The following is an 18,846-nucleotide window of genomic DNA, read 5'->3' as shown; positions in this document are numbered from 1 at the left end:
TTGCCCGAGCGTGTCGCAAAAGTTTCTGCCGTGTTACGTCACCCGCGAGCCGCCAGGAATGCCCGTTTGGCCAGCGATACAACCGGCCAAACTTGAACATATACCCGCAGATGGCAGGGGTTGGCGGACTCGCCGAGGCGTGTGACGCCGACCATGGATCAAGGTCCAGATGCGGGACTCGGGTCCGTCGGGGGCACGACCGTTGCTCCCGCCAGACACCGCTCGCTTCGCGTCGCTGCCAGGCCCGCGCGACCCACCCATTGCCCACCGAGCACAGTCGCCGCGGCGCTTGCGGCTGACGACGCGTCGCCGCCCGAAACGAAACCCGCGCCCCAGCCGTTGGGGGCTGAGGCGCGGGTTCGGGAGATCAGCGGCCGCGGGTCTGGCGGAAGGCGCCCTTCGGCGGGCGCATGTTCTTGGGGATCGCGCCCTTCGGGATCTGGGGGCGGGCCGCCGACAGCGCCGTCAGGCGCTTGTCCAGGGAGTTCACGTCCTTGCCGCTCAGGGCGCGGGGCAGCTTGGTCAGGGTCATCCGGAGCTTGCGGATCGGGACCTCGTCGTCGCCGTTGCCGATCACGTAGTCGTGCAGCGGTGCGTTGCCGATGACCTTGGCCAGGCGGCGCTTCTCCTGGCCCAGCATGCTGCGGACCCGCTGGGGGTTGCCCTCCGCCAGGAGGATGACGCCCGGCTTGCCGACGACCAGGTGGACCATGTCCATGGCCGTCGTGGAGCTCACCGCCGGGCGGACCCGCCAGTCGCCGCGCATGTTTTCGATGATCGAGGCCGCCGCGCCCGGTTGGCCCTCGGCCGCGTTCATCATCGCGCGGTTGGAGCGCAGGTTGAGGACGATGAGGAGGGCCAGCAGAGCGACGAGGATGCCAAGGGGGATGAAGATCAGGCCCCAGCCGAGTACGACCGCCAGCGCGGCCAGCAGCAATGGGATCAGTACCGCGCCCACTGCCAATGGGACGAACATCTTGTCCTGTTTGGCGGTGAACGAGAAAACCATCCCGATCTGCTTCAGGCGTCCGCCGAACGACACCTTCTCTTCTGCCCTGGCCATGGCACGCAGTCTAGTGTCCGGATGCCGTCGTCTGTCCGCCGGCAATCATGTCGGCGCCGAGCAGCCCCAGGCGGTGGGCGACAGCAGCCGCTTCGATCCGGTTCGTCACTTCCAACTTGGCGATAATGCGGGAAACGTGCACGCTGACCGTTTTCGGCGATAGATAGAGTTCCGCGGCGATTCGGCTGTTGCTGTGCCCGACCGCCACCAGCCGCAGCACCTCGCGCTCGCGCGCGGTCAGCACGTCGGGCCCGGCGCCGACGGCCCCACGCAGCCCGACCCGCCGGGCCAGCCTGGCCACCTCGTCGCGCAGCGGCCGGGCATCCAGATCAGCCGCGATCGAGCCGGCCTCTTCCAGCGCCTCCCCCGCCGCCACCCGGTCGCCCACAGCGGCCGCCGCCTCGGCCAGCGCGACCAAGGCGCGGGCCAGCGCATAGGGCTGCCCGTCGACCCGCCACGCCGCGACCGCCGACAGCCACCATTCCCGCACGTCAGCCGCGGACACCCCGACCCGCGCCGGAATCACGCCGGCTTCGCCTCCCGCGGGGCCGGCCGCTTGCCCCGGCGCATCCGCCGCGACCCCGGGGCGGAACGAACCGCCGGACACGGCCGAGTCCGCGGCGAGGCTGCCGGACACCGCCGCAGCGGCAAGCGTGGCCAGGCACGCGACGATCTGCGCCACGTAGGCACGGTCCGCGGCAGAGGCACGGTCCGCGGCAGAGGCACGGTCCGCAGCAGAGGCCCGGTCCGCGACAGACGCACGGTCCGCGACAGAGCTGCGGGGAACCGCTGCCGCGACTGTCGTGGCCAGGCAGGCCGCGATCTGCGCCGCGTAGGCGCGGTCCGCGGAATAGAGGCACTCGACCTGCGGCACCACACCGGCGATCAGCGCGCCCAGCTCGAGGTCGCCCGCCGCGACCGTCGCGCGGGACGCCGCGGCCAGGAGGGGCCAGGCGTAGCGGGGGTTGGCCACCAGGTCGCTGGCCCCCGGCGGCGCCGACCAGTGGGACTCCGCGTCGTCCCGCTCCGTCGCCCAGGCGGTGAGGCCGCCGCGGGCCGCCTCGGCCGCGGCGGCCGGGTCGCCCGCGGCCAGGGCCGCGTCGATCCGCAGGACCAGCAGCGGCATCCGGTGTTGGGGGCTGACGTAGGGGCGCGACAGGAAGGCCAGCGCGCGGCCGATCAGCTCGGGCGCCGACGCGTCGCCCCGGGCCAGGCGTAGGCCGGCGCGTAGCTGCAGCCAGTGCAGGCCCAGGTGGCCCGGTGGGTCGAAGCGGGCCGACTCGGCGCAGATCGCGTCGGCCTCGTCCCAGCGGCCCAGTGCCATCAGGGCCTCGGCGTGGTTGGAGCGCACGAACGCGCCGCTGGAACGGTCGACGCCGACCTTGCCGGCGTCGCGGGTGCCGAGCGCCGCCACCTCGGCCGAGCCCGGGTAGTCGCCGATCTCGAACAGCGCGTCGGAGATGTTGACCCGGGCGTGGACCAGGCCCTCGATGTCGCCGGACGCCCTCGCGCGGGCCTCGGCCTGGCGGAGCGCCGTGAGGCCGGCCTCGGCGGCGATGTGACGGGCGCAGACCCGGCCCAGCGTCAGCGTCGCGTAGACCGCGGCGGCCGAGTGCCCGAGCGACTCGGCGGACGCCTGCGCCAGGGCGGCGATCCGCGCTCCCTCGGCCCGGTCGGCGCGGCTGATCTGGTAGGCGATGTCGGCCAGCAGCATCGCGCGGGCCTCGTCGTCGGGCGACGACTCCGCGAGCGCGACCGCCTCGCGCAGCGAGGCCACGCCGTCGCTCTTGCCGAGGGACGCCAGCAGCTTGCCGCGCCGGGTGAGCAGGCGGGCGGCCCGCAGCGGCTCGGCCTCGCGGGAGATCGCCTGCAGGCAGGCCCGGTTGAGGCTCAGCGCCCGCTTGAAGTCGCCCGCCGTGTAGGTGGCGGCCAGCGTCTCCTCGAGCAGCGTGAGGTGGTCGACGCCCAGGCGGTCGGCGGCGTCGGGCACCTGCTCCCACAGCTCGAGCACCCGCTCCAGCAGGCGGGCCTGCTCGGCGTGGGCGTAGCGTTCGCCGGCCGCGACTGCCGCCGCCCGCGAGCTGACGAGGGCGCGGGGATGGTCGTGCGCCGCGTACCAGTGGTGGGCGATCTCGGCCGGCGCCCGACCGGCACCGACCAACCCCGGCGCGGCCTCGATGGCCGCGGCGTAGCGGGCGTGCAGCCGCGCGTGCTCGCCCGGGAGCAGGTCGTCGTGCACCGCCTCGCGGACCAGCGCGTGCCGGAACTCGTAGCCGCCGTCGGCGTCGGCCACCAGCAACTGGGCGGTCACCGCGCTGCGCAGCGCGGCGTCGAGGGCGGACTCGGGCAGGTCGGCCACCGTGGTCAACAGCTCGTGGCCGATCCGGTTGCCGCCGGCGGCCGCGATCCGGAGCACGGGCTGGGCCGCTTCCGGCAGCCGGTCGACCCGCGCCAGCAGCAGGTCGCGCAAGCTCTCGGGGATGTCGGCGCAGGCGGCCGGGTCACCCGAGGCGGCCAGCTCCTCGACGAAGAACGGGTTGCCCTGGGCCCGCTGGTGCACCTTGTCGATCGCGCGCTGGGCCGGCTCGCCGCCGAAGATGCTGGCCAGGATGTCGGCGGTGCCGTCGCGGTCGAGCCGGCCGACGTCGAGGCGCTCGACGCCGCGGGCCCGGTCGAGCTCGGCCACGAACGCCCGCAGCGGGTGGCCGCGGTGGAGCTCGTCGGTGCGGTAGGTGCCGATGATCAGCACCCGCGCCGTGCGGGCGGCGCGGACCAGGAACTCGATCAGGTCGCGGGTGGACCGGTCGGCCCAGTGCAGGTCTTCGAGGACGACCACCAGCGGCCGGGCGGCGGCCAGCCGGGCGAGCAGCGCGGACACCTGGTCGAACAGCACGCCGCGGTTGGCGCCGGGCGCGGCGGGGCCCAGCTCGGGGAGAAGCCGGGCGAACTCCGCCTCGTGACCGTCGAGCACCGCGACCCCGTCGGCGCGGATCAGGTCGCGCAGGATGCCGCAGAACGGCGCGTAGGGCAGGCCCTCCTCGCCGAGCTCCAGGCATTGGCCGACCACGAAGCGCGCGTCGCCCCCGTGTCGGGCGAACTCCTCGATCAGTCGGGTCTTGCCCACGCCGGCCTCGCCGCCGACGAGCACCATCGCCGGCTCGTCGGTGCGCACCCGCTTGAGCGCGTCACGCAGCGCCGCGATCTCGGCATCTCGGCCGACGAACGCGGTGCTGCGGGCGCGAACGGTCACGGCATCGAGAATGCCATGGGGGTACGACATGTCGCCGCCGAGATTTTCCGGGCTCAGGCCGAGCCGCGGCGCCGGCGGGCCGGGGCCCGGGACGTCGCGGACGTCGACGACGCGTGGCGGCGCAGGGCACGGGCCAGCCGGCCGACGCGCGCGTCCTCGGTCATCGCCTCGACGCGGGCGCGGTAGAGGTCCAGGGTGACGTACGGGTCGTTGATCATCGAGAGCTCCTCGGCCGTCGTGGTTCGGTGTCGACGTTGACGTTCCGCCCGCAGGTAACCCCCGCACACCCGGCGCCGGCCCTAATCCACGCCTCCTTACCCCCGGACCCGACCCAGGTAAGGCGAGTAAGGTACTTACTCGTCAACATTCCGTTGACTATGATCGCGTCGTGGAATCCGATGTGGAGAAGCTTCTCGCCGCGACCCGGAGCGACGATCCCGCGGTGGCCGTCGACGCGCTCGCGCTGCTCCGCACCGTCCGCGACCGTCTCGACGCCACCGAGCGCGCGCTGATCGAGTCGGCCCGCGCGGGCGGCACGAGTTGGTCCCGGATCGCCACCGCCCTCGGACTGCGCACCCGCCAGGCGGCCGAGCAACGCTTCCTGCGCCTGACCGACACCGGCGGAACCCGCGCCGTCACGCCGACCCGCGCCGCCCGGCACCGTCAACAATCTGTTGACAATCTCCACGGTCCAGCCATCACCGCGCTCCGCGCCGCGACCCGCGCCCTCCTGCGCCGCGTCGAGGCCGACGACGCCTGGCCCACGAGGTTCACCCGCGCCGCCCTCGCCCGCCACACCATCGCCCTGGCCGCCGAAGCCCCACCGGGTGCCCTGTTCTCCCTGGCCACCAGCGCCCTCGACGACCTACCCGCCACCGGCCTGCCCCCGACCATCGCCGAAGCCGCCGACCGGGTCCGCGCCGAGTTGAGCCACCAAAACTCAACCAAGGATTGACACCGCCGCACACCCTCCGCCAGGATCTGAGTCGCATCGGCTCAAGTCCTCGGAGGGCAAACTGTGCGTTCCCGCCTCGACGTGCTGCGCCTCCCCGCCTTCCGCGTCTTCGTCGCGGGCTACGCCACGAGCGCGCTCGGCACCCTGATGGCCGGCGTGGCCCTGGCGTTCGCGGTCCTCGACAGCGGCGGCTCCCCCACGACCCTCAGCTACGTGCTGGCGGCCCGGATCGTGCCGATGGTCGCCGTGCTCCCGTTCGCCGGCGTCCTCGGCGACCGCTTCCCCCGCCGTCTGGTGATGCTCTGGGCCGACGTGCTGCGCGCCGCAACCCAGGCGGCCATCGCCGTGCTCTTCTTCACCACCACGACCCCCCACATCGGACTGTTGCTGACCCTCGCGGCCCTGGGCGGCCTGGGCGAGGCCGTCTTCCGCCCGTCCTTCGACGGCCTGGTGCCCCAACTGGTCCCGGACGACCGCAGGCACGAGGCCAACACCTTCCTCGGCCTCGTCCGGTCGACCGCCACCGTCGCCGGCCCCGCCCTCGCCGGCCTGCTCGTCGTGCTCACCGACCCGGCGACGGTGCTCCTGATCGACGCGCTCACCTACGTACCCAGCATCCTGGCCCTGCTCTGGATCCGTGTCCCCGACCCCGATCCGGCCGCGCGCACCTCGATGCTGCGCGAGATGCGGGCCGGCTGGCGCCAGTTCGCGTCGCTGCCCTGGCTGTGGACGATCACGCTGCAGTTCACGCTGTTCAACCTGCTGCTCTGGGCGCCCTACCTCGTGCTCGGCCCCGTCTCCGCCGACCTCTTCTACGGCGGGGCGGGCGCGTGGGCCGCGATCACCGCGGCGTACGGCGCGGGTGCCATCGTCGGCGGCCTCACCGTGCTGGGCTGGAAACCGGCGCGTCCGCTGCTGGTCGCCACCGCCGCGACGATCCTCTGGGCGGCACCGTCCGCGGCCCTCGCCGTCCGCGCGCCGCTGCTGGTCGTCTGCGCCGGCGGGCTCGTCGCCGGCATCGTCAGCGCGGTCTTCGGCACGCTCTGGATGACCGCCATCCACCAACGCGTGCCCGCCGACGCGATGTCGCGCGTCAATTCCTATGTGGTCTTCGGCTCGTTCTCCGTGGGGCCGATCGGCCTCGCCCTCGCCGGCCCCGCCGCCGCCTCCACCAGCATCACCACCGTGCTCCTCATCGGCGTCGCCTGGCAAGTCATCTCAGGGCTCACACTCCTGGGAGTTCCCGCCATCCGACATTTCCGCCACGTCTCGCCAGCACGAGCAGAACCAGAAAGAACCACGGCGAACGCGTGAGGAGCAAGGGGTCCCGGATTCGTCGGGGGCGCGACCGTCGCTCCCGCCGGGCACCGCTGCGCTTCGCTCCGCTGCCACGTCCGCGGCCGGTCGCGCTCGAAGACAGGAACGACACGAGCCGCACCGGCGTCTACACAAGCATGGTCGGACGGATGAGGAAGTTCGCCGTCATCGCAGCCGTGACGCTGGCCGTCGCCGGCTGCGGGCGGCCGTTCGGTGGGCGCGTGGTCTACCAGGGCGACTACCCCTCCTACGCGACCGTCGCCGAACTGGTCGACAAGGCGTCCCTCGTTGTGGAGGCCACGCTGGCCGATCCCCGCGACGGCGTCCTCTACCCGAGTGGCGCAGGCGGCACCGACCCCGTGACCGACCCACAGGCGGGCGCGCCACCGGGCGACTCCGGTGTCGTCATCACGATCTGGACCGCCACCGTCACCCAGGTCCACAAGGGCCGGACGAAACCGGGTGCCCTCATCGAGGTCCAGCAGACAGGCGGCGAGCGCGACGGCGTCGTCTACGAGCAGCCCGGCGCCGTCCCCTTCGCGGAAGGCACCCCGTACCTCCTGTTCCTGGAGACCTACCCGGACGCACCCGCGTCACTGCTCAACCCCACCCAGGCGCAGTACGTCGTCGAGCCCACCGGCTACCGCCCCGTCGGCGACAACACCCTGACCGTCACCGCGGCAGACCTAGCGAACTGACGCCGCCAACTCCCGCACGACCGACACGAACAGCTCGATGTCCCGGGACGTCGTGCGCCAGTTGACGATCGCCGGCCGCAGCGCCACCTTGCCCTCCCAGACCGTCGTGCCGGCGAAGACCCGCCCGTCCTCCAGCAGCGCCTCGCCCACGCGCCGGTTGAGGTCGTCCAACTCCGCCTTCGGCACACCCGGCGGGCGGACCCGGAAGCAGACCACGCACAGCGGCACCTCGGCCAGCCGCTCCAGGTCGGGCGCCGCGTCCACCAGCCCGGCCAACTCCTGCGCCAGGTCCAGGTGCCGCTCCACCATCGCCCGATAACCCGACCGCCCGTACGCGGCGAGCGTCGCCCAGATCGGCACGCACCGCGCCCGCCGCGACGACTCCGGCCCCAGCAGCCCGTAGCCGGCCCGCGGCGAGTCGGCCCCCGGCAGGTACGGCGCACCCGGCATCCCGAACGCCGCGCCCAGCCGCGCCGGCTCGCGCAGGAACGCGAACCCGCTCTCGTACGGCACGTTGAGCCACTTGTGCCCGTCGCAGGCGATCGAGTCGGCCCGCTCCAGCCCCGCGACCAACCCGGCGGTCCGCGGCGACAGCGCGGCGAACAACCCGAACGCCCCGTCCACGTGCAGCCACGCGTCGTGCCGCGACACGACCTCGGCGATCCCCGCGAGCGGGTCGAAGTCGCCGGTGTTCACCTCGCCCGCGTTCGCGACGACCACCGCAGGCCCCGAGTCGGCCAGCGCACGGTCCAACGAGGACAGATCGACCCGCCCGGCGCCGAGCACCGACACGCTGTCCCGCCCGTGCCCGAGCATCTGCAGGGCCTTGCGGGCGCTCGCGTGCACGTAGCCGCCCGAGAACACCGGCATCCGCGGCAGCCCGGCCAACCCGTCCGCCGCCACGTCCACCCCGTGTCGCGACGCCCACCAGTGCGTCGCCGCGCCCAGTGAGGTGAAGTTGGCGAACGTCGCGCTGCCCACCAGCGCACCGCCGAACGACGCCGGCAGGCCGAACAGCTCCCGCAACCAGTCCAGCGCCACCGTCTCCACCGCGTGCGCGAACTCCGACGCCGCCCGCGAGAACGCGTTCTGGTCGAGCAGCGACACCGTCCAGTCCGCGGCCAGCGCGGCCGGTGTCACGCCGCCGGTCACGAAATGGAAGAACCGCGGGCCGGCCGAGTGCGTGGCGGCCGCCGTGCCCACCGAGAGCAGCCGCTCCACGACGGCGGCCGCGCCCTCGCCGGCGGACGGCAGGTCCGACAACAGCTCCTTGACCCGCGCCGAGCCGGCATACACGGGGCGGTCCGCGAGGGAGTCCAGGTAGGGCACCGCGGCGTCGAAGACGGCCCGCAACGCCGCCGGCGTGCCGGATTCGTGCAAGGGGTCCATCAGCCCTCCAACACGTGCTCCAGGGCCGCCCGCGCGCGGCGCGCGGTGCGGAGGTAGTCGTCGATGAACTCGCCCGCGTCGTCGCGGCCCAGCAGGCGGACCACGCCCGCCAACTCGACGCCGTGCCGGGGCAGTTGGTCGCCGGGCTTGCCGCGGACCAGGGTCAGCGCGTTGCGGACGCGGGCCGCCTGCTGCCAACCCGCGGCCAGCGCGGCGGCGTCCGCCGGATCCAGCAGGCCCGCGGCCTCGGCGGCGGCGATCGCGTCGACCGTCCGGGGCGTCCGCAACGCGGGATGCGCGCCCGCGTGCCGCAACTGCAGCACCTGCGCCGCCCACTCCACGTCGGCCAGGCCGCCCCGGCCCAGCTTCACGTGCGTGGCCGGGTCGGCGCCGCGGGGCAGCCGCTCGTTCTCGACCCGGGCCTTGATGCGCCGGATCTCCACGTGCTGCTCACGGGTGAGGCCCGCGGCCGGATAGCGCACCGTGTCGGCCAGCGCGATGAACCGCTCCCCCAGCCCCACGTCGCCGGCGACCGGCCGGGCGCGCAGCAGCGCCTGCGCCTCCCACACCTTCGACCAGCGGGCGTAGTACTGCGCGTACGCGGCCAGGCTGCGCACCAGCGGGCCCTGCCGGCCCTCGGGACGCAGGTCGGCGTCGACGCCGAGCGGCGGGTCCGGGGCCGGCATGCCGAGCAGCCGGCGCAGCTCCTCGGCCACCGCGTGCGCGGCGGCACTGGCGGCGTCGTCGGGCAGGCCGGGCGGCGGGTCGTACACGAAGAGCACGTCGGCGTCGGACGAGAAGCTCATCTCCTCGCCGCCCAGGCGACCCATCCCGATGACCGCGAAGGTGAGCCCGTCGGGCAGCGGATAGGCGCGGGCCGCCGCCCGCAGTGCCGCGCCCAGCGTCGCGTCGGCCACATCGGACAGTGCGGTGCCGACGCCGCGGACGTCGAGCACCGGCGACGGTGCCAGCGAACCGTGGCTGAGCGCGTCGGCACAGGCGATCCGGAACAGCTCGCGGCGGCGCAGCCCGCGGACGGCCCGGATCGCGGCGCCGGGATCGTCGTGCCGGTCCGACGCCGCGCCGAAGCCCTCGCGCACCACGTCGCCCGGCCGGGGCGCCAGCTCCGCGTCCTCGGCCAGCAGCCGCAGCGCCTCCGGGTCCCGGGCGAGCAGGTCGGCCGCGTACCGGGACAGGCTCAGCACCCGGGCCAGCCGCCGGGCCACCGGGCCCTCGTCCCGCAGCAGCCGCAGGTACCAGGGCGTCGAGCCGAGCGTGTCGGAGACCTGCCGGTAGCTGAGCAGGCCGCGGTCCGGCTCGGCCGAGTCCGCGAACTCCTGCAGCAGCACCGGCAGCAGCGTGCGCTGGATCGCGGCCGTGCGGGTGACGCCGCCGGTGAGCGCCTCCAGGTGGCGCAGCGCACCGGTCGGGTCGGCGAAGCCGAGCACTTCGAGCTGGCGGCGGGCGGCCTCGGGGGTCAGCCGCAACGACTCGGCCGGCACCCGGGCGACCGCCTCCAGCAGCGGCCGGTAGAGCAGCTTGACGTGCAGGCGGCGGACCTCGCTGGCGTGCGCGACCCAGTCGGACCGGAACTGCTCGACCGCGTCCTTCCCGGGCGTCGCGGTGTAGCCGAGCGCCGCGGCCAGCCAGCGCAGGCCGGCCGGGTCGGCGGGGACGGTGTGCGTGCGCCGCAGCGCCTGCAACTGCAGCCGGTGCTCGACCGTACGCAGGAAGCGGTAACCCCGCAGCAGCGCCTCACCGTCGGCCCGCCCGACGTAGCCGCCGCCGACCAGCGCCCGCAACGCCGGCATCGTCCCCGTGACCCGCAGCGTCTCGTCGGCCCGGCCGTGCACGAGCTGGAGGAGCTGCACCGCGAACTCGATGTCGCGCAGCCCGCCCGGCCCCCGCTTGATCTCCCGCTCGACGTCCCGCGGCGGCACGTTGTCGACGATCCGCCGGCGCATCGCCCGTACGTCCTCGACCGCCTCGGGTCGCTCGGCGGCGTGCCAGACCAGCGGCGCGAGCGCGTCGATCCACTCCTGGGCCAGGTCGGTGTCGCCGGCCGCCGGGCGGGCCTTGAGCAGGGCCTGGAACTCCCACGTGCGCGCCCAGCGCTGGTAGTAGGCCGCGTGGCTGGCGAGCGTGCGGACCAGCGGGCCGCGGCTGCCCTCGGGCCGCAGCGCGGCGTCGACCGGCCAGGCGACCAGTCCGCAGATCTCGATCAGCCGGGTCGCGATCGTGGTGCCGGCGGCCAGGTCGTCGTCGGTGGCCGCGACGAAGATGACGTCGACGTCGGAGACGTAGTTGAGCTCGTTGCCGCCGCACTTGCCGAGGGCGACGACCCCGAGCCGCGGCGCGGCGTCGATCTCGGTCGCCGCGATGTCGTAGGCCGCCCGCAGCGTCGCGTCCGCCAGCGCCGACAGGGCAGCCATCGTCGGCTCCAGGCCGCGGCCACCCGTCAGGTCCGCGGCGGCGATCTTCAACAGGGCCAGCCGGTACGCGAGCCGCAGCGCCGCCACCGGGTTGGCCGCCTCGACCGGCTCCAGCGCACCGGTCGCCTCGGGCGCCCGCCCGTCGCGGTCGCGCAGCGCCGTCCATTGTGTCGGGTTGGCCACCAGGTGGTCGCCGAGGGCCGACGACGCGCCCAGCACCGCGACCAGCCGGCGGCGCACGCCGTTGTCGACGAGCACGGCGTCGATCAGCCCGTCGCGGCCGCCCTCGGTGCGGTCCAGCGCCTCGACCAGCCGGTGGAGCTGGCGCAGCGCGAGGTCGGGGTCGGCGGCCCGGGACAGCGCGGTGATCAGGCCGGTCGCGGGCTCGCCGGTCGGCTCCTGCGTCGCCGGGTCCCAGAGCCCGAGACCGCCGAGCAGCTCCGCGGCCCGGTCACCGAACCCGAACCGGGCCAGCCGGTTCCGTTCGCTCGTCGGCCGGCCCACGGCTCACCGCCCGAGCAGCGGGAGGGTGGTGCGGGGCAGGTCCAGCTCGCCCTGGGCCAGCGAGGCGAACCGGACGGCGAAGGGCTGCCAGACGTCCTCGAGGTCGGGCAGCACCGACGCGCAGGCGTCGACCACCGCCTCCACCGAGAGGCCCAGCTCCTTCAACTCGGTCGACCCGGCCGCCCAGTCGGCGATCATCGCGGCGTCGCACTCGATGTGGAACTGCAGGCCCCAGGCCCGCTCCCCCATCCGGAACGCCTGGTTGGGGTAGTAGGTCGAGGCCGCCAGCAGGGTCGCGCCGCGCGGCAGCTCGGTGATCTCGTCGGAGTGCCACTGCAGCACGTCGGGCGCGATCGGCACCCAGCGGAACAGCGGGTCGGCCTCGGCGGCGTCCCGCTTGGCGACCAGCGCGGGCCCGATCTCGGGCCCGGACGCGCTGCGCTCGACGGCGCCGGCGTGCGCGGTGGCGAGCAGCTGGGCGCCCAGGCAGATGCCGAGCGTCGGCAGGTTGGTGCGGACCGCCTTGCGCAGCAGGCCTTCGACCTTCGGCAGCCACCAGGCGTCGTACGTGCCGTCCTCGTCGGGGTAGGCCCGCTGCTCGCCACCCATCACCACGAACGCGTCGTAGCCGGTCAGGTCGTCGGGGAGCTGGTCGTCGTCGTACGGCCGCAGCACGTGCTGCTCCAGGCCCCCCTCGGTGAGCCAGTCACCCAGCCGGCGCAGGTCATCGGTGGGGTCGTTTTCGATCACGAGCGCGGTAGCCACGAGGTCGAGCCTACTGGCAGCTAGTGTTCGGTCGTGCACGCGATCAAGGCTCCTGCCCTGCGACCCGGCGACGCCGTGATGCTGGTCTCACCGTCCGGACCGACGCGGCCCGAGCGGATGGTCCGCGGGCTGGAACTGGTCGAGAGCTGGGGGCTGCGGGCGGTGCTCGGACCCCACGCGTACGCCCGGACGGGTTATCTGGCGGGCGACGACGCGGCCCGGGCGGCCGACCTGAACGCCGCGTTCGCGGACGCGTCGATCCGGGGCGTGCTGTGCACGCGGGGTGGCTACGGCGCGCAGCGGATGGTGGACGCGATCGACATGGCCGCGGTGCGTCGCGACCCGAAGGTGGTCGCCGGCTTCAGCGACATCACGGCGTTGCAGTTCGCGCTCTGGCGCGGGGCGCGGCTCGCCGCCGTGCACGGGCCGGGGGTGGCCTGGAACGACGAGCGGACGCCGGCGGCGTCGGCGGAGTCGCTGCGATCGGCGCTGATGACGACGGACCCGGTCACGGTGGCGGCGGTTCCGGGCGAGGACACGGCGGGGGTACGGGTGCCCGGCATCGCCGCCGGCCCCCTGCTCGGCGGCAACCTCTGCCTGATCACGGCCTCGATCGGCACCCCGGACATGCCCGACTTGTCGGGCGCGATCCTGTTGATCGAGGAGGTGCAGGAGCCGCTGTACAAGATCGACCGGATGCTCACGCACCTGCGCCGGGCGGGCTCCCTCGACGGCCTGGCGGGCGTGGCGCTCGGCCAGTTCACGGACTGTTCCGACGACTGGGGCACAGGCCTGACCACGATGCTCCTGGACCGCCTGGGCGACCTGGGCATCCCGATCCTCGGCGGCCTCCCGATCGGCCACGGCCCGGGCCAACTCAGCGTCCCGGTCGGCGCACTGGCCACAGTAGACGCAGACACGGGCCTGCTCACGGTCGAAGCCGCGGTCGCCTGACCATCTCGGCGGCCCGCCTCCGGGCCATCCGCCCTCGGCCACCTGCCCCGCTGCCCGACAACCCCCAGCGGGACCGCCTCGGCGTTCGCCGCTCCCCCCGCCCGACCCCGACGGGACCGCCGTGGCGTTCCCCGCTCGCCCGTCGCCCGACCCCGACGGGACCGCCTCCAGGGCATCCGGTCTCGATCGGGTCCGCCGTCTTCCTACGGCTTCGACGCGGGGCCGCCTCGGCCGGATCGACGTGGTGGAATGCGGGAGGCCTGACCCGTCCCGGGTCCGGCCGGCGGGCAGGCGTCATGGAGGCGGGATGAGCCAGCACCCGACAGCACCCGCGCGCCGGGCCGGCTGGCCGACGGTCGCGTTTCTCCTGGTCGTCCCGACGATCATCACGGCCGTGCTGGTCGGCAGCAGCCTGACCGACGCGCGCGACACCACGCGCAGCCTCGACCGCACCCGCGACCTCGCCACCGCCGTGCTGGCCTCCGGCGCCCTCGTCGAGGCCGTCCAGGACGAGCGTGCGGCGGCGGTGCGGCTGCTGGGCGCCGGCACGACCCCCGAGCGGTCGCGGCACCAGACGGCCTTCACCGAGGCGGGGGCGGCGGTGGACCGGGCGGCCGGCGACTACGCGGCGCGGCTGGCGGACCTGCCGTCCGACCTGCCCGCGGACGTGCGCGAGCGGCTGGGCCAGATCGACGGCGGCCTGCGTGATCTGGCGCAGGTGCGACCCGGGGTCACCCGCGGCGCGCTCGCGCCGACCGACGCGATCAACGCCTACGACGCGCTGGTCGACGGCCTGATCCAGCTACGCCGGCAGGCCGCGACGGCCGCCGAGGACCCGCCCTCGAGCCGGCGGATGCTGACGGCCGCCGCGATCGCGGAGCAGAAGGAGCGGCTGCACCAGGAACGGACGGTCGTGCTCCACGGCCACGCGACCGGGACGGTGGACAAGACGGAGTTCGTCGCGGCACACGAGTCCCGGGGGCAGCTGGCCGAGTCGTTCGCCACGCTCGCGTCCGCGGCCGACAAGGCAAGGTTCGACCGGATCGTGGCAGGGCCCGACCTACGCGCGTCGACCGACTTCGAGAGCTGGATCCTGGACACGATGCCGCCCGGCGGCGACCTGCGCGGCGCGCCGTTCACGAGCGACTCGTGGGACGCCGCCCTGGCCGGCCACGGTCGGCTCCTCCGCGACGTCGAACGTGAGATCGACACCGACATCGTCGCCGCGGTGGCCGCGGCTCGCGCCGACGAGCGCCGGGAGATGCTCCTGGAGACCGGCATACCGGTCGGCATCCTGCTGCTGATAATCGTGGGATCGGTGCTGTTCGCCCGCTCGACGAAGCGCGGCTGACAGAACCGGCCCTAGGCGATGCAGGCCGCGACGATCAGGGCGACGCCGAAGTGGCTCGCCGCGCTCACGCGGGCCGCCGGGTGCGGCTGGTCCTCGCAGATGATGTCGCCCAGCTTGCCCGGCGTCAGCATGTCGAGGACCAGGAACGCGAGACCCATCAGCACGATGCCGAGCAGTCCGAAGAGGACCGTCGAGGCCAGGCCCTTGGAGAACTCGTCGTAGCTCGTCAGGATCGCCGTGAAGACGATCACCGCGATGCCGAGCTGGTTGGCCGACAGGAGCAGCGCCGCGTTGCTGTTGCGTTGGATCCAGATCAGCTCACGCAGCTTGCCCGGCGTCAGCATGTCGACCAGCATGAAGCCGGCGGCCATCAGGCCGATGCCGACCGCGCCGTAGACGATGCTGTGCCAGGCGCCGACGAACAGGTCCTCCCACATCGCGCGCGTCCTCTCCCTCACCGTCGTGACGTCGAAGGGACGATAGCGCGATCATGCAAGCCGGGCTATGCCCGATCGGCCAGTACGGGCGCTCACAACCAGCCGTTCTGCTCCGCGATGCGGACCGCCTCGGCGCGCGTACGCGCGCCGGTCTTGCCCATCGCCGCCGACAGGTGGTTGCGGACCGTGCCCTCGGAGAGGTGGACGACCGCGGCCAGGTCGGCCACCGTGCCGCCGTCGCGCGCCGCGCGCAGCACGTCGGTCTCCCGCGCCGTCAACGGGCTGCGCCCGGCGACCAGGGTCTCCGCCGCCAGCGACGGGTCGACCACCCGCAGCCCCGCGTGCACCCGCCGGACGGCCTCGGCGAGCTGCCGGGCCGGCGTGTCCTTGACGACGAAGCCCATCGCGCCGGCCTCCATCGCCCGACGGAGATACCCGGGTCGCCCGAACGTGGTCACCACCAGCACCCGGCAACCGGGCAACGCCGCGGTCAGCTCGGCACAGGCCGCGATCCCGTCGGCGCCGGGCATCTCGACGTCGAGCAGGGCGACGTCGGGCGAGCTGCGCCGGGCGGCGGCGACCACCTCGTCGCCCCGCCCCACCTCGGCCACGACCTCCAGGTCGGGCTCCAGCGACAGCAACGCCGCCAGCGCGCCGCGGACCAGGGCCTGGTCGTCGGCGAGCAGCACCCGGATGGGCGTCACGCCGGAACGCTCACGCGCAGCACGAACCCGGAGCCCTCGGCCCGCCCGACGGACAGCTGCGCGCCGCACGCCTCGGCCCGCTCCCGCAGCCCGCGCAGGCCGGACCCGCCCGCGCCGGACGCCGCCGGGCCCCGGCCGTTGTCGGCGATCTCGACCTGGTCGGGCCGCACCGTGATCACGCAGCGGGTCGCGCCGCTGTGCCGGACCACGTTGGTCACGCCCTCGCGGATCGCCCAGCTGAACAGCGTGCCGCGCGGCTCGGGCACCTCGGCGACCGCGCGCGGCAGCTTGGCCTCGATGCCGGCCGCCGACAGCGCCGACCGGGCGCTCGCGAGCTCCTCCTCCAGAGAGACCTCGCGGTACGCGAAGGCGGTGCGCCGGATGTCCGCCAGCGCCTGGCGGGCCAGCTTCTCCAGGTCGTTGACCTCGGCCTCGGCCCGCTCGGGCGCCACGGGCAGCAGCCGCCCGGCCAGCTCGGCCTTGATGGTGATCACGGTCAGCGAGTGGCCGAGGATGTCGTGCAGGTCGCGGGCGGCCCGGGCGCGCTCCTCGGCGACCGCGAGCCGGGCGATCTCGCGGTTGGCGTCGGTGAGGCGCATGTTGTGGTCGATCATGCGGGTGACACCGAACATCGCGATGGCGGCCAGCACGATCGAGAAGAAGAGCCCGTTCTCGTGCTGCCACGACGGGATGAACATCGGCAGGACCAGCGGCTGGGCGGCGATGGCCGCCACCACGGGCACCGCGGCCCGCGGCGGCAGCACCATGATCGCCGAGGCCGCGATGTAGACCAGGCCGACCATCCAGTCGCCGCCCGCGCCGGGGATCATCGCGAGCCCGAGCAGCAGGGTCGCCGCGAGCCAGCCCAGAGCCGCCTTCAACGGCGGGTCGCGCCGCTCCAGGTGCATCCGCCGGGTCCAGAGGAACACGAGGACGTACGAGAGCGCGAACAGCGCCAGCGCCCCGAGGCTGAACCACTTCGCGAAGCCGCCGGGCCGGGCGAGGATCGTGTTCAGCGGCTGGCCGAGGTAGAAGAGCCAGACGGCACCGAGCACCCAGCCGAAGCCGCGCTGGAAGAACCGGTTCGGCTGCGGCAGCGGCGGTCCGTAGGTGTGCATGCCCGGCACGTTCGTCGCCTGCAGCATCGCCGGACCCGCCGACGCCGGCCCGGCGGTGGCCGGACCGGTCGTCGGGGAGGAGGTCATGGCAGACACGCTAGCCCGGGCTCAGACCCGGGCGGTATCGCGCCGGAACAGCAGCGCCGCGCCCACGCCCAGACCCGCCGTCCAGAGCACCACGTTGAGCACCGCGACCCAGCTGAAGTCGTGGGTGAGCGGGCTGCGGGCGATCGAGCCCACGCCGTACACAGGAGTGAACTTGGCGATCGTCCGCATCACGTGCGGCAGCACCTCGAGCGGCACGAACAGGCCGCCGAAGAGCGCGAGCAGCGCGAGGATCGGGCCCATGAACTGCATCACGTTCTCCGCGGGCGCCAGGTAGCCGACGAACAGCCCGAGCGCCGCGAAGACCAGCGAGCCGAGCCACGCGCCGAGCCCGGCCAGCAGCCAGACGTGGGCCGGCATCCGCACCCCGCCGGCCGCGCCGACCACGAACTCGACGATCACCGCGAGCAGGCTGAGCGAGAGCGCCGAGAGCACCTTGGTGGCCACGTACGCCGGCGGTCGCAGCGGGGTCAGCCGGAGCTGGCGGCTCCACCCCTGGGCCCGCTCCACCGCCACCGCGCCACCCGTCGCCGTCGAGGCCGTCATCGCGCCGTACACGGCCAGACTGATCATGATGTACGCGATGGCGGCCGCGCTGTTGGCCTCGTCGATGTTCTGGCCCTTCTGCGGCAGGCCGAAGAGCAGGAAGAACACCGCCGGCATGACCAGGATGAAGAACAGGCTGCGGCGGTTGCGCAGCACCCGGCGGATCTCCAGGGAGAGATAGGTCAGCGAGAAGCCGCCGAAGGCCGGGCGCCGGTCGGTCAGTGTGGCGGCGGTCATCGGGCCGCTCCTTCCAGCTCCAGGTCTTCGCCGCTGGTCAGGGCGAGGAAGGCGTCCTCGAGGTTGCGCGAGGTGATCTCCAGATCCCGGGCGGGCGTCTGGGTGAGCAGGTAGCGGGCGATCCCGTCGGAGTCGTTGGTGTGCAGCAGCACGGTGTCGCCACGCACCTCGGCCCGGTCGACGCCGGGCAGCGCGGCCAGCCGGACCTCGTCGGCGCCGGGCAGCGTCGCCCGCACCTGCCGGCCGGCGGCCAGCGCCTTGACCTCGCTCGCGGTGCCGTCCGCGACCACCTGGCCCTTGCGGATCAGCACGATCCGGTCGGCGTACGCGTCCGCCTCTTCCAGGTAGTGGGTCGCGAACAGCACCGTGCGGCCGGCCTGGGCGTCGGTGCGGATGGCGTTCCAGAAGTCACGCCGCCCCTCGACGTCCATCCCCGTGGTCGGCTCGTCCAGGACCATCAGGTCCGGGTCCGGCAGCAGCGCCAGCGCGAACCGCAGCCGCTGCTGCTGCCCGCCGGAGCACTTGGCCACCCGGCGGTCCTTGATGTCGGCGATGCCCGCCCGCTCCAGCACCTCGGCCACCGGCCGCGTGTGGCTGAAGAAGGAGGCGGTCATCCGTACCGTCTCGGCGACCGTCACGTCCTTGAGCAGGCCGCCGGTCTGCATCACGGCCGCGATCCGGCCGCGGGCGATCGCCTCGGTCGGCGTGTGCCCGTACACCTGCACCGTTCCCGCCGTGGGGCGGGCCAGGCCGAGCATCATGTCGATGGTCGTGGTCTTCCCGGCGCCGTTGGGGCCGAGGAACGCGACGACCTCGCCGGGCTCGATCCGGAGGTCGAGCTGGTTCACCGCGGTCACCGCGCCGAACCGTTTGGTCAGACCCCGCATGTGTACGGCCGGAGTGCGGGTCCCCGTGTGCTCGCTCGACGCGAGCGTCTCCGTCTGCATGACACTTACTGTCGGGTGCGGCCCGCCTCGAACAGCGGGCCGCGCGTCACGAGGTCATCGTGACAAATGTCAGT

16 protein-coding genes are annotated in these 18,846 nt (G+C 74.0%); 5 read left to right on the top strand and 11 right to left on the bottom strand.

Features of this window, described 5'->3' with window-relative positions; translation table 11 throughout:
* Positions 1-367: 367 nt before the first annotated feature.
* The 3 genes from Asi02nite_RS06380 to Asi02nite_RS06370 are packed head-to-tail and all read right to left on the bottom strand — an operon-like array spanning position 368 to position 4,531.
* Positions 368-1,063, bottom strand: a complete 696-nt coding sequence (locus Asi02nite_RS06380) for a DUF4191 domain-containing protein (RefSeq protein WP_203711211.1) — start codon at positions 1,061-1,063, stop codon at positions 368-370.
* Between the two features lie 10 nt (positions 1,064-1,073).
* A complete protein-coding gene (locus Asi02nite_RS06375) occupies positions 1,074-4,313 on the bottom strand; it encodes a helix-turn-helix transcriptional regulator (protein WP_239126526.1) in 3,240 nt (1,079 codons plus the stop codon).
* Positions 4,314-4,366: 53 nt separating this feature from the next.
* Positions 4,367-4,531 (bottom strand): hypothetical protein, encoded by a 165-nt coding sequence (locus tag Asi02nite_RS06370; RefSeq protein ID WP_203711210.1) that lies wholly within the window; start codon positions 4,529-4,531, stop codon positions 4,367-4,369.
* Positions 4,532-4,701: 170 nt separating this feature from the next.
* Between Asi02nite_RS06370 and Asi02nite_RS06365 the strand changes: the two genes are divergently transcribed.
* The 3 genes from Asi02nite_RS06365 (at position 4,702) to Asi02nite_RS06355 (ending at position 7,283) form a co-directional block, all read left to right on the top strand.
* Positions 4,702-5,268, top strand: coding sequence for a hypothetical protein (locus tag Asi02nite_RS06365; RefSeq protein ID WP_203711209.1), 567 nt, complete (start codon positions 4,702-4,704; stop codon positions 5,266-5,268).
* A 63-nt stretch (positions 5,269-5,331) separates the two neighbouring features.
* Positions 5,332-6,582: an MFS transporter gene (locus tag Asi02nite_RS06360; protein WP_203711208.1), complete on the top strand. Its 1,251-nt coding sequence runs from the start codon at positions 5,332-5,334 to the stop codon at positions 6,580-6,582.
* 152 nt (positions 6,583-6,734) lie between these two features.
* Positions 6,735-7,283 carry a hypothetical protein gene (locus Asi02nite_RS06355; protein WP_203711207.1) on the top strand — a complete coding sequence of 183 codons (549 nt, stop codon included), beginning with the start codon at positions 6,735-6,737 and terminating at the stop codon, positions 7,281-7,283.
* On the opposite strand, the gene Asi02nite_RS06350 is transcribed toward Asi02nite_RS06355, so the two are convergent.
* The 3 genes from Asi02nite_RS06350 to Asi02nite_RS06340 are packed head-to-tail and all read right to left on the bottom strand — an operon-like array spanning position 7,272 to position 12,373.
* A complete protein-coding gene (locus Asi02nite_RS06350) occupies positions 7,272-8,672 on the bottom strand; it encodes a pyridoxal phosphate-dependent decarboxylase family protein (protein ID WP_203711206.1) in 1,401 nt (466 codons plus the stop codon). The genes Asi02nite_RS06355 and Asi02nite_RS06350 overlap by 12 nt on opposite strands.
* Positions 8,672-11,608, bottom strand: a complete 2,937-nt coding sequence (locus Asi02nite_RS06345) for a bifunctional [glutamine synthetase] adenylyltransferase/[glutamine synthetase]-adenylyl-L-tyrosine phosphorylase (protein WP_203711205.1) — start codon at positions 11,606-11,608, stop codon at positions 8,672-8,674. Before Asi02nite_RS06345 ends, Asi02nite_RS06350 begins: the two co-directional genes overlap by 1 nt.
* 3 nt (positions 11,609-11,611) lie before the next feature.
* On the bottom strand, positions 11,612-12,373 hold the full coding sequence (locus Asi02nite_RS06340) for a type 1 glutamine amidotransferase (protein WP_203711204.1): 762 nt from the start codon (positions 12,371-12,373) through the stop codon (positions 11,612-11,614).
* Between the two features lie 78 nt (positions 12,374-12,451).
* On the opposite strand from Asi02nite_RS06340, the gene Asi02nite_RS06335 reads away from it, so the two are divergent.
* Both Asi02nite_RS06335 and Asi02nite_RS06330 read left to right on the top strand, forming a co-directional pair.
* Positions 12,452-13,327 carry a S66 peptidase family protein gene (locus Asi02nite_RS06335; RefSeq protein ID WP_203711328.1) on the top strand — a complete coding sequence of 292 codons (876 nt, stop codon included), beginning with the start codon at positions 12,452-12,454 and terminating at the stop codon, positions 13,325-13,327.
* Between the two features lie 307 nt (positions 13,328-13,634).
* Positions 13,635-14,678, top strand: a complete 1,044-nt coding sequence (locus tag Asi02nite_RS06330; protein WP_203711203.1) for a nitrate- and nitrite sensing domain-containing protein — start codon at positions 13,635-13,637, stop codon at positions 14,676-14,678.
* Between the two features lie 11 nt (positions 14,679-14,689).
* Here the strand turns inward: Asi02nite_RS06330 and Asi02nite_RS06325 are convergent, their stop codons facing one another.
* The 5 genes from Asi02nite_RS06325 to Asi02nite_RS06305 all read right to left on the bottom strand — a co-directional run bounded on the left by Asi02nite_RS06325 (position 14,690) and on the right by Asi02nite_RS06305 (position 18,772).
* Positions 14,690-15,115 (bottom strand): DUF350 domain-containing protein, encoded by a 426-nt coding sequence (locus tag Asi02nite_RS06325; protein ID WP_203711202.1) that lies wholly within the window; start codon positions 15,113-15,115, stop codon positions 14,690-14,692.
* A gap of 92 nt (positions 15,116-15,207) precedes the next feature.
* Positions 15,208-15,819: a response regulator transcription factor gene (locus Asi02nite_RS06320; protein ID WP_203711201.1), complete on the bottom strand. Its 612-nt coding sequence runs from the start codon at positions 15,817-15,819 to the stop codon at positions 15,208-15,210.
* Positions 15,816-17,024 carry a sensor histidine kinase gene (locus Asi02nite_RS06315; protein ID WP_203711200.1) on the bottom strand — a complete coding sequence of 403 codons (1,209 nt, stop codon included), beginning with the start codon at positions 17,022-17,024 and terminating at the stop codon, positions 15,816-15,818. Before Asi02nite_RS06315 ends, Asi02nite_RS06320 begins: the two co-directional genes overlap by 4 nt.
* Before the next feature lie 21 nt (positions 17,025-17,045).
* Positions 17,046-17,825, bottom strand: a complete 780-nt coding sequence (locus tag Asi02nite_RS06310; protein ID WP_203711199.1) for an ABC transporter permease — start codon at positions 17,823-17,825, stop codon at positions 17,046-17,048.
* The gene (locus Asi02nite_RS06305; protein WP_203711198.1) at positions 17,822-18,772 is read right to left on the bottom strand and encodes an ABC transporter ATP-binding protein; all 951 of its coding nucleotides are present in this window, start codon (positions 18,770-18,772) and stop codon (positions 17,822-17,824) included. The genes Asi02nite_RS06310 and Asi02nite_RS06305 overlap by 4 nt, the downstream gene beginning before the upstream one ends.
* Positions 18,773-18,846 lie beyond the last annotated feature (74 nt).

It is taken from the genome of Asanoa siamensis, from assembly GCF_016862555.1.
Taxonomy (GTDB): domain Bacteria; phylum Actinomycetota; class Actinomycetes; order Mycobacteriales; family Micromonosporaceae; genus Asanoa; species Asanoa siamensis.
The sequence above is the reverse complement of the archived record's forward strand: the minus strand, read 5'-3'. Positions and strand labels throughout refer to the sequence as shown.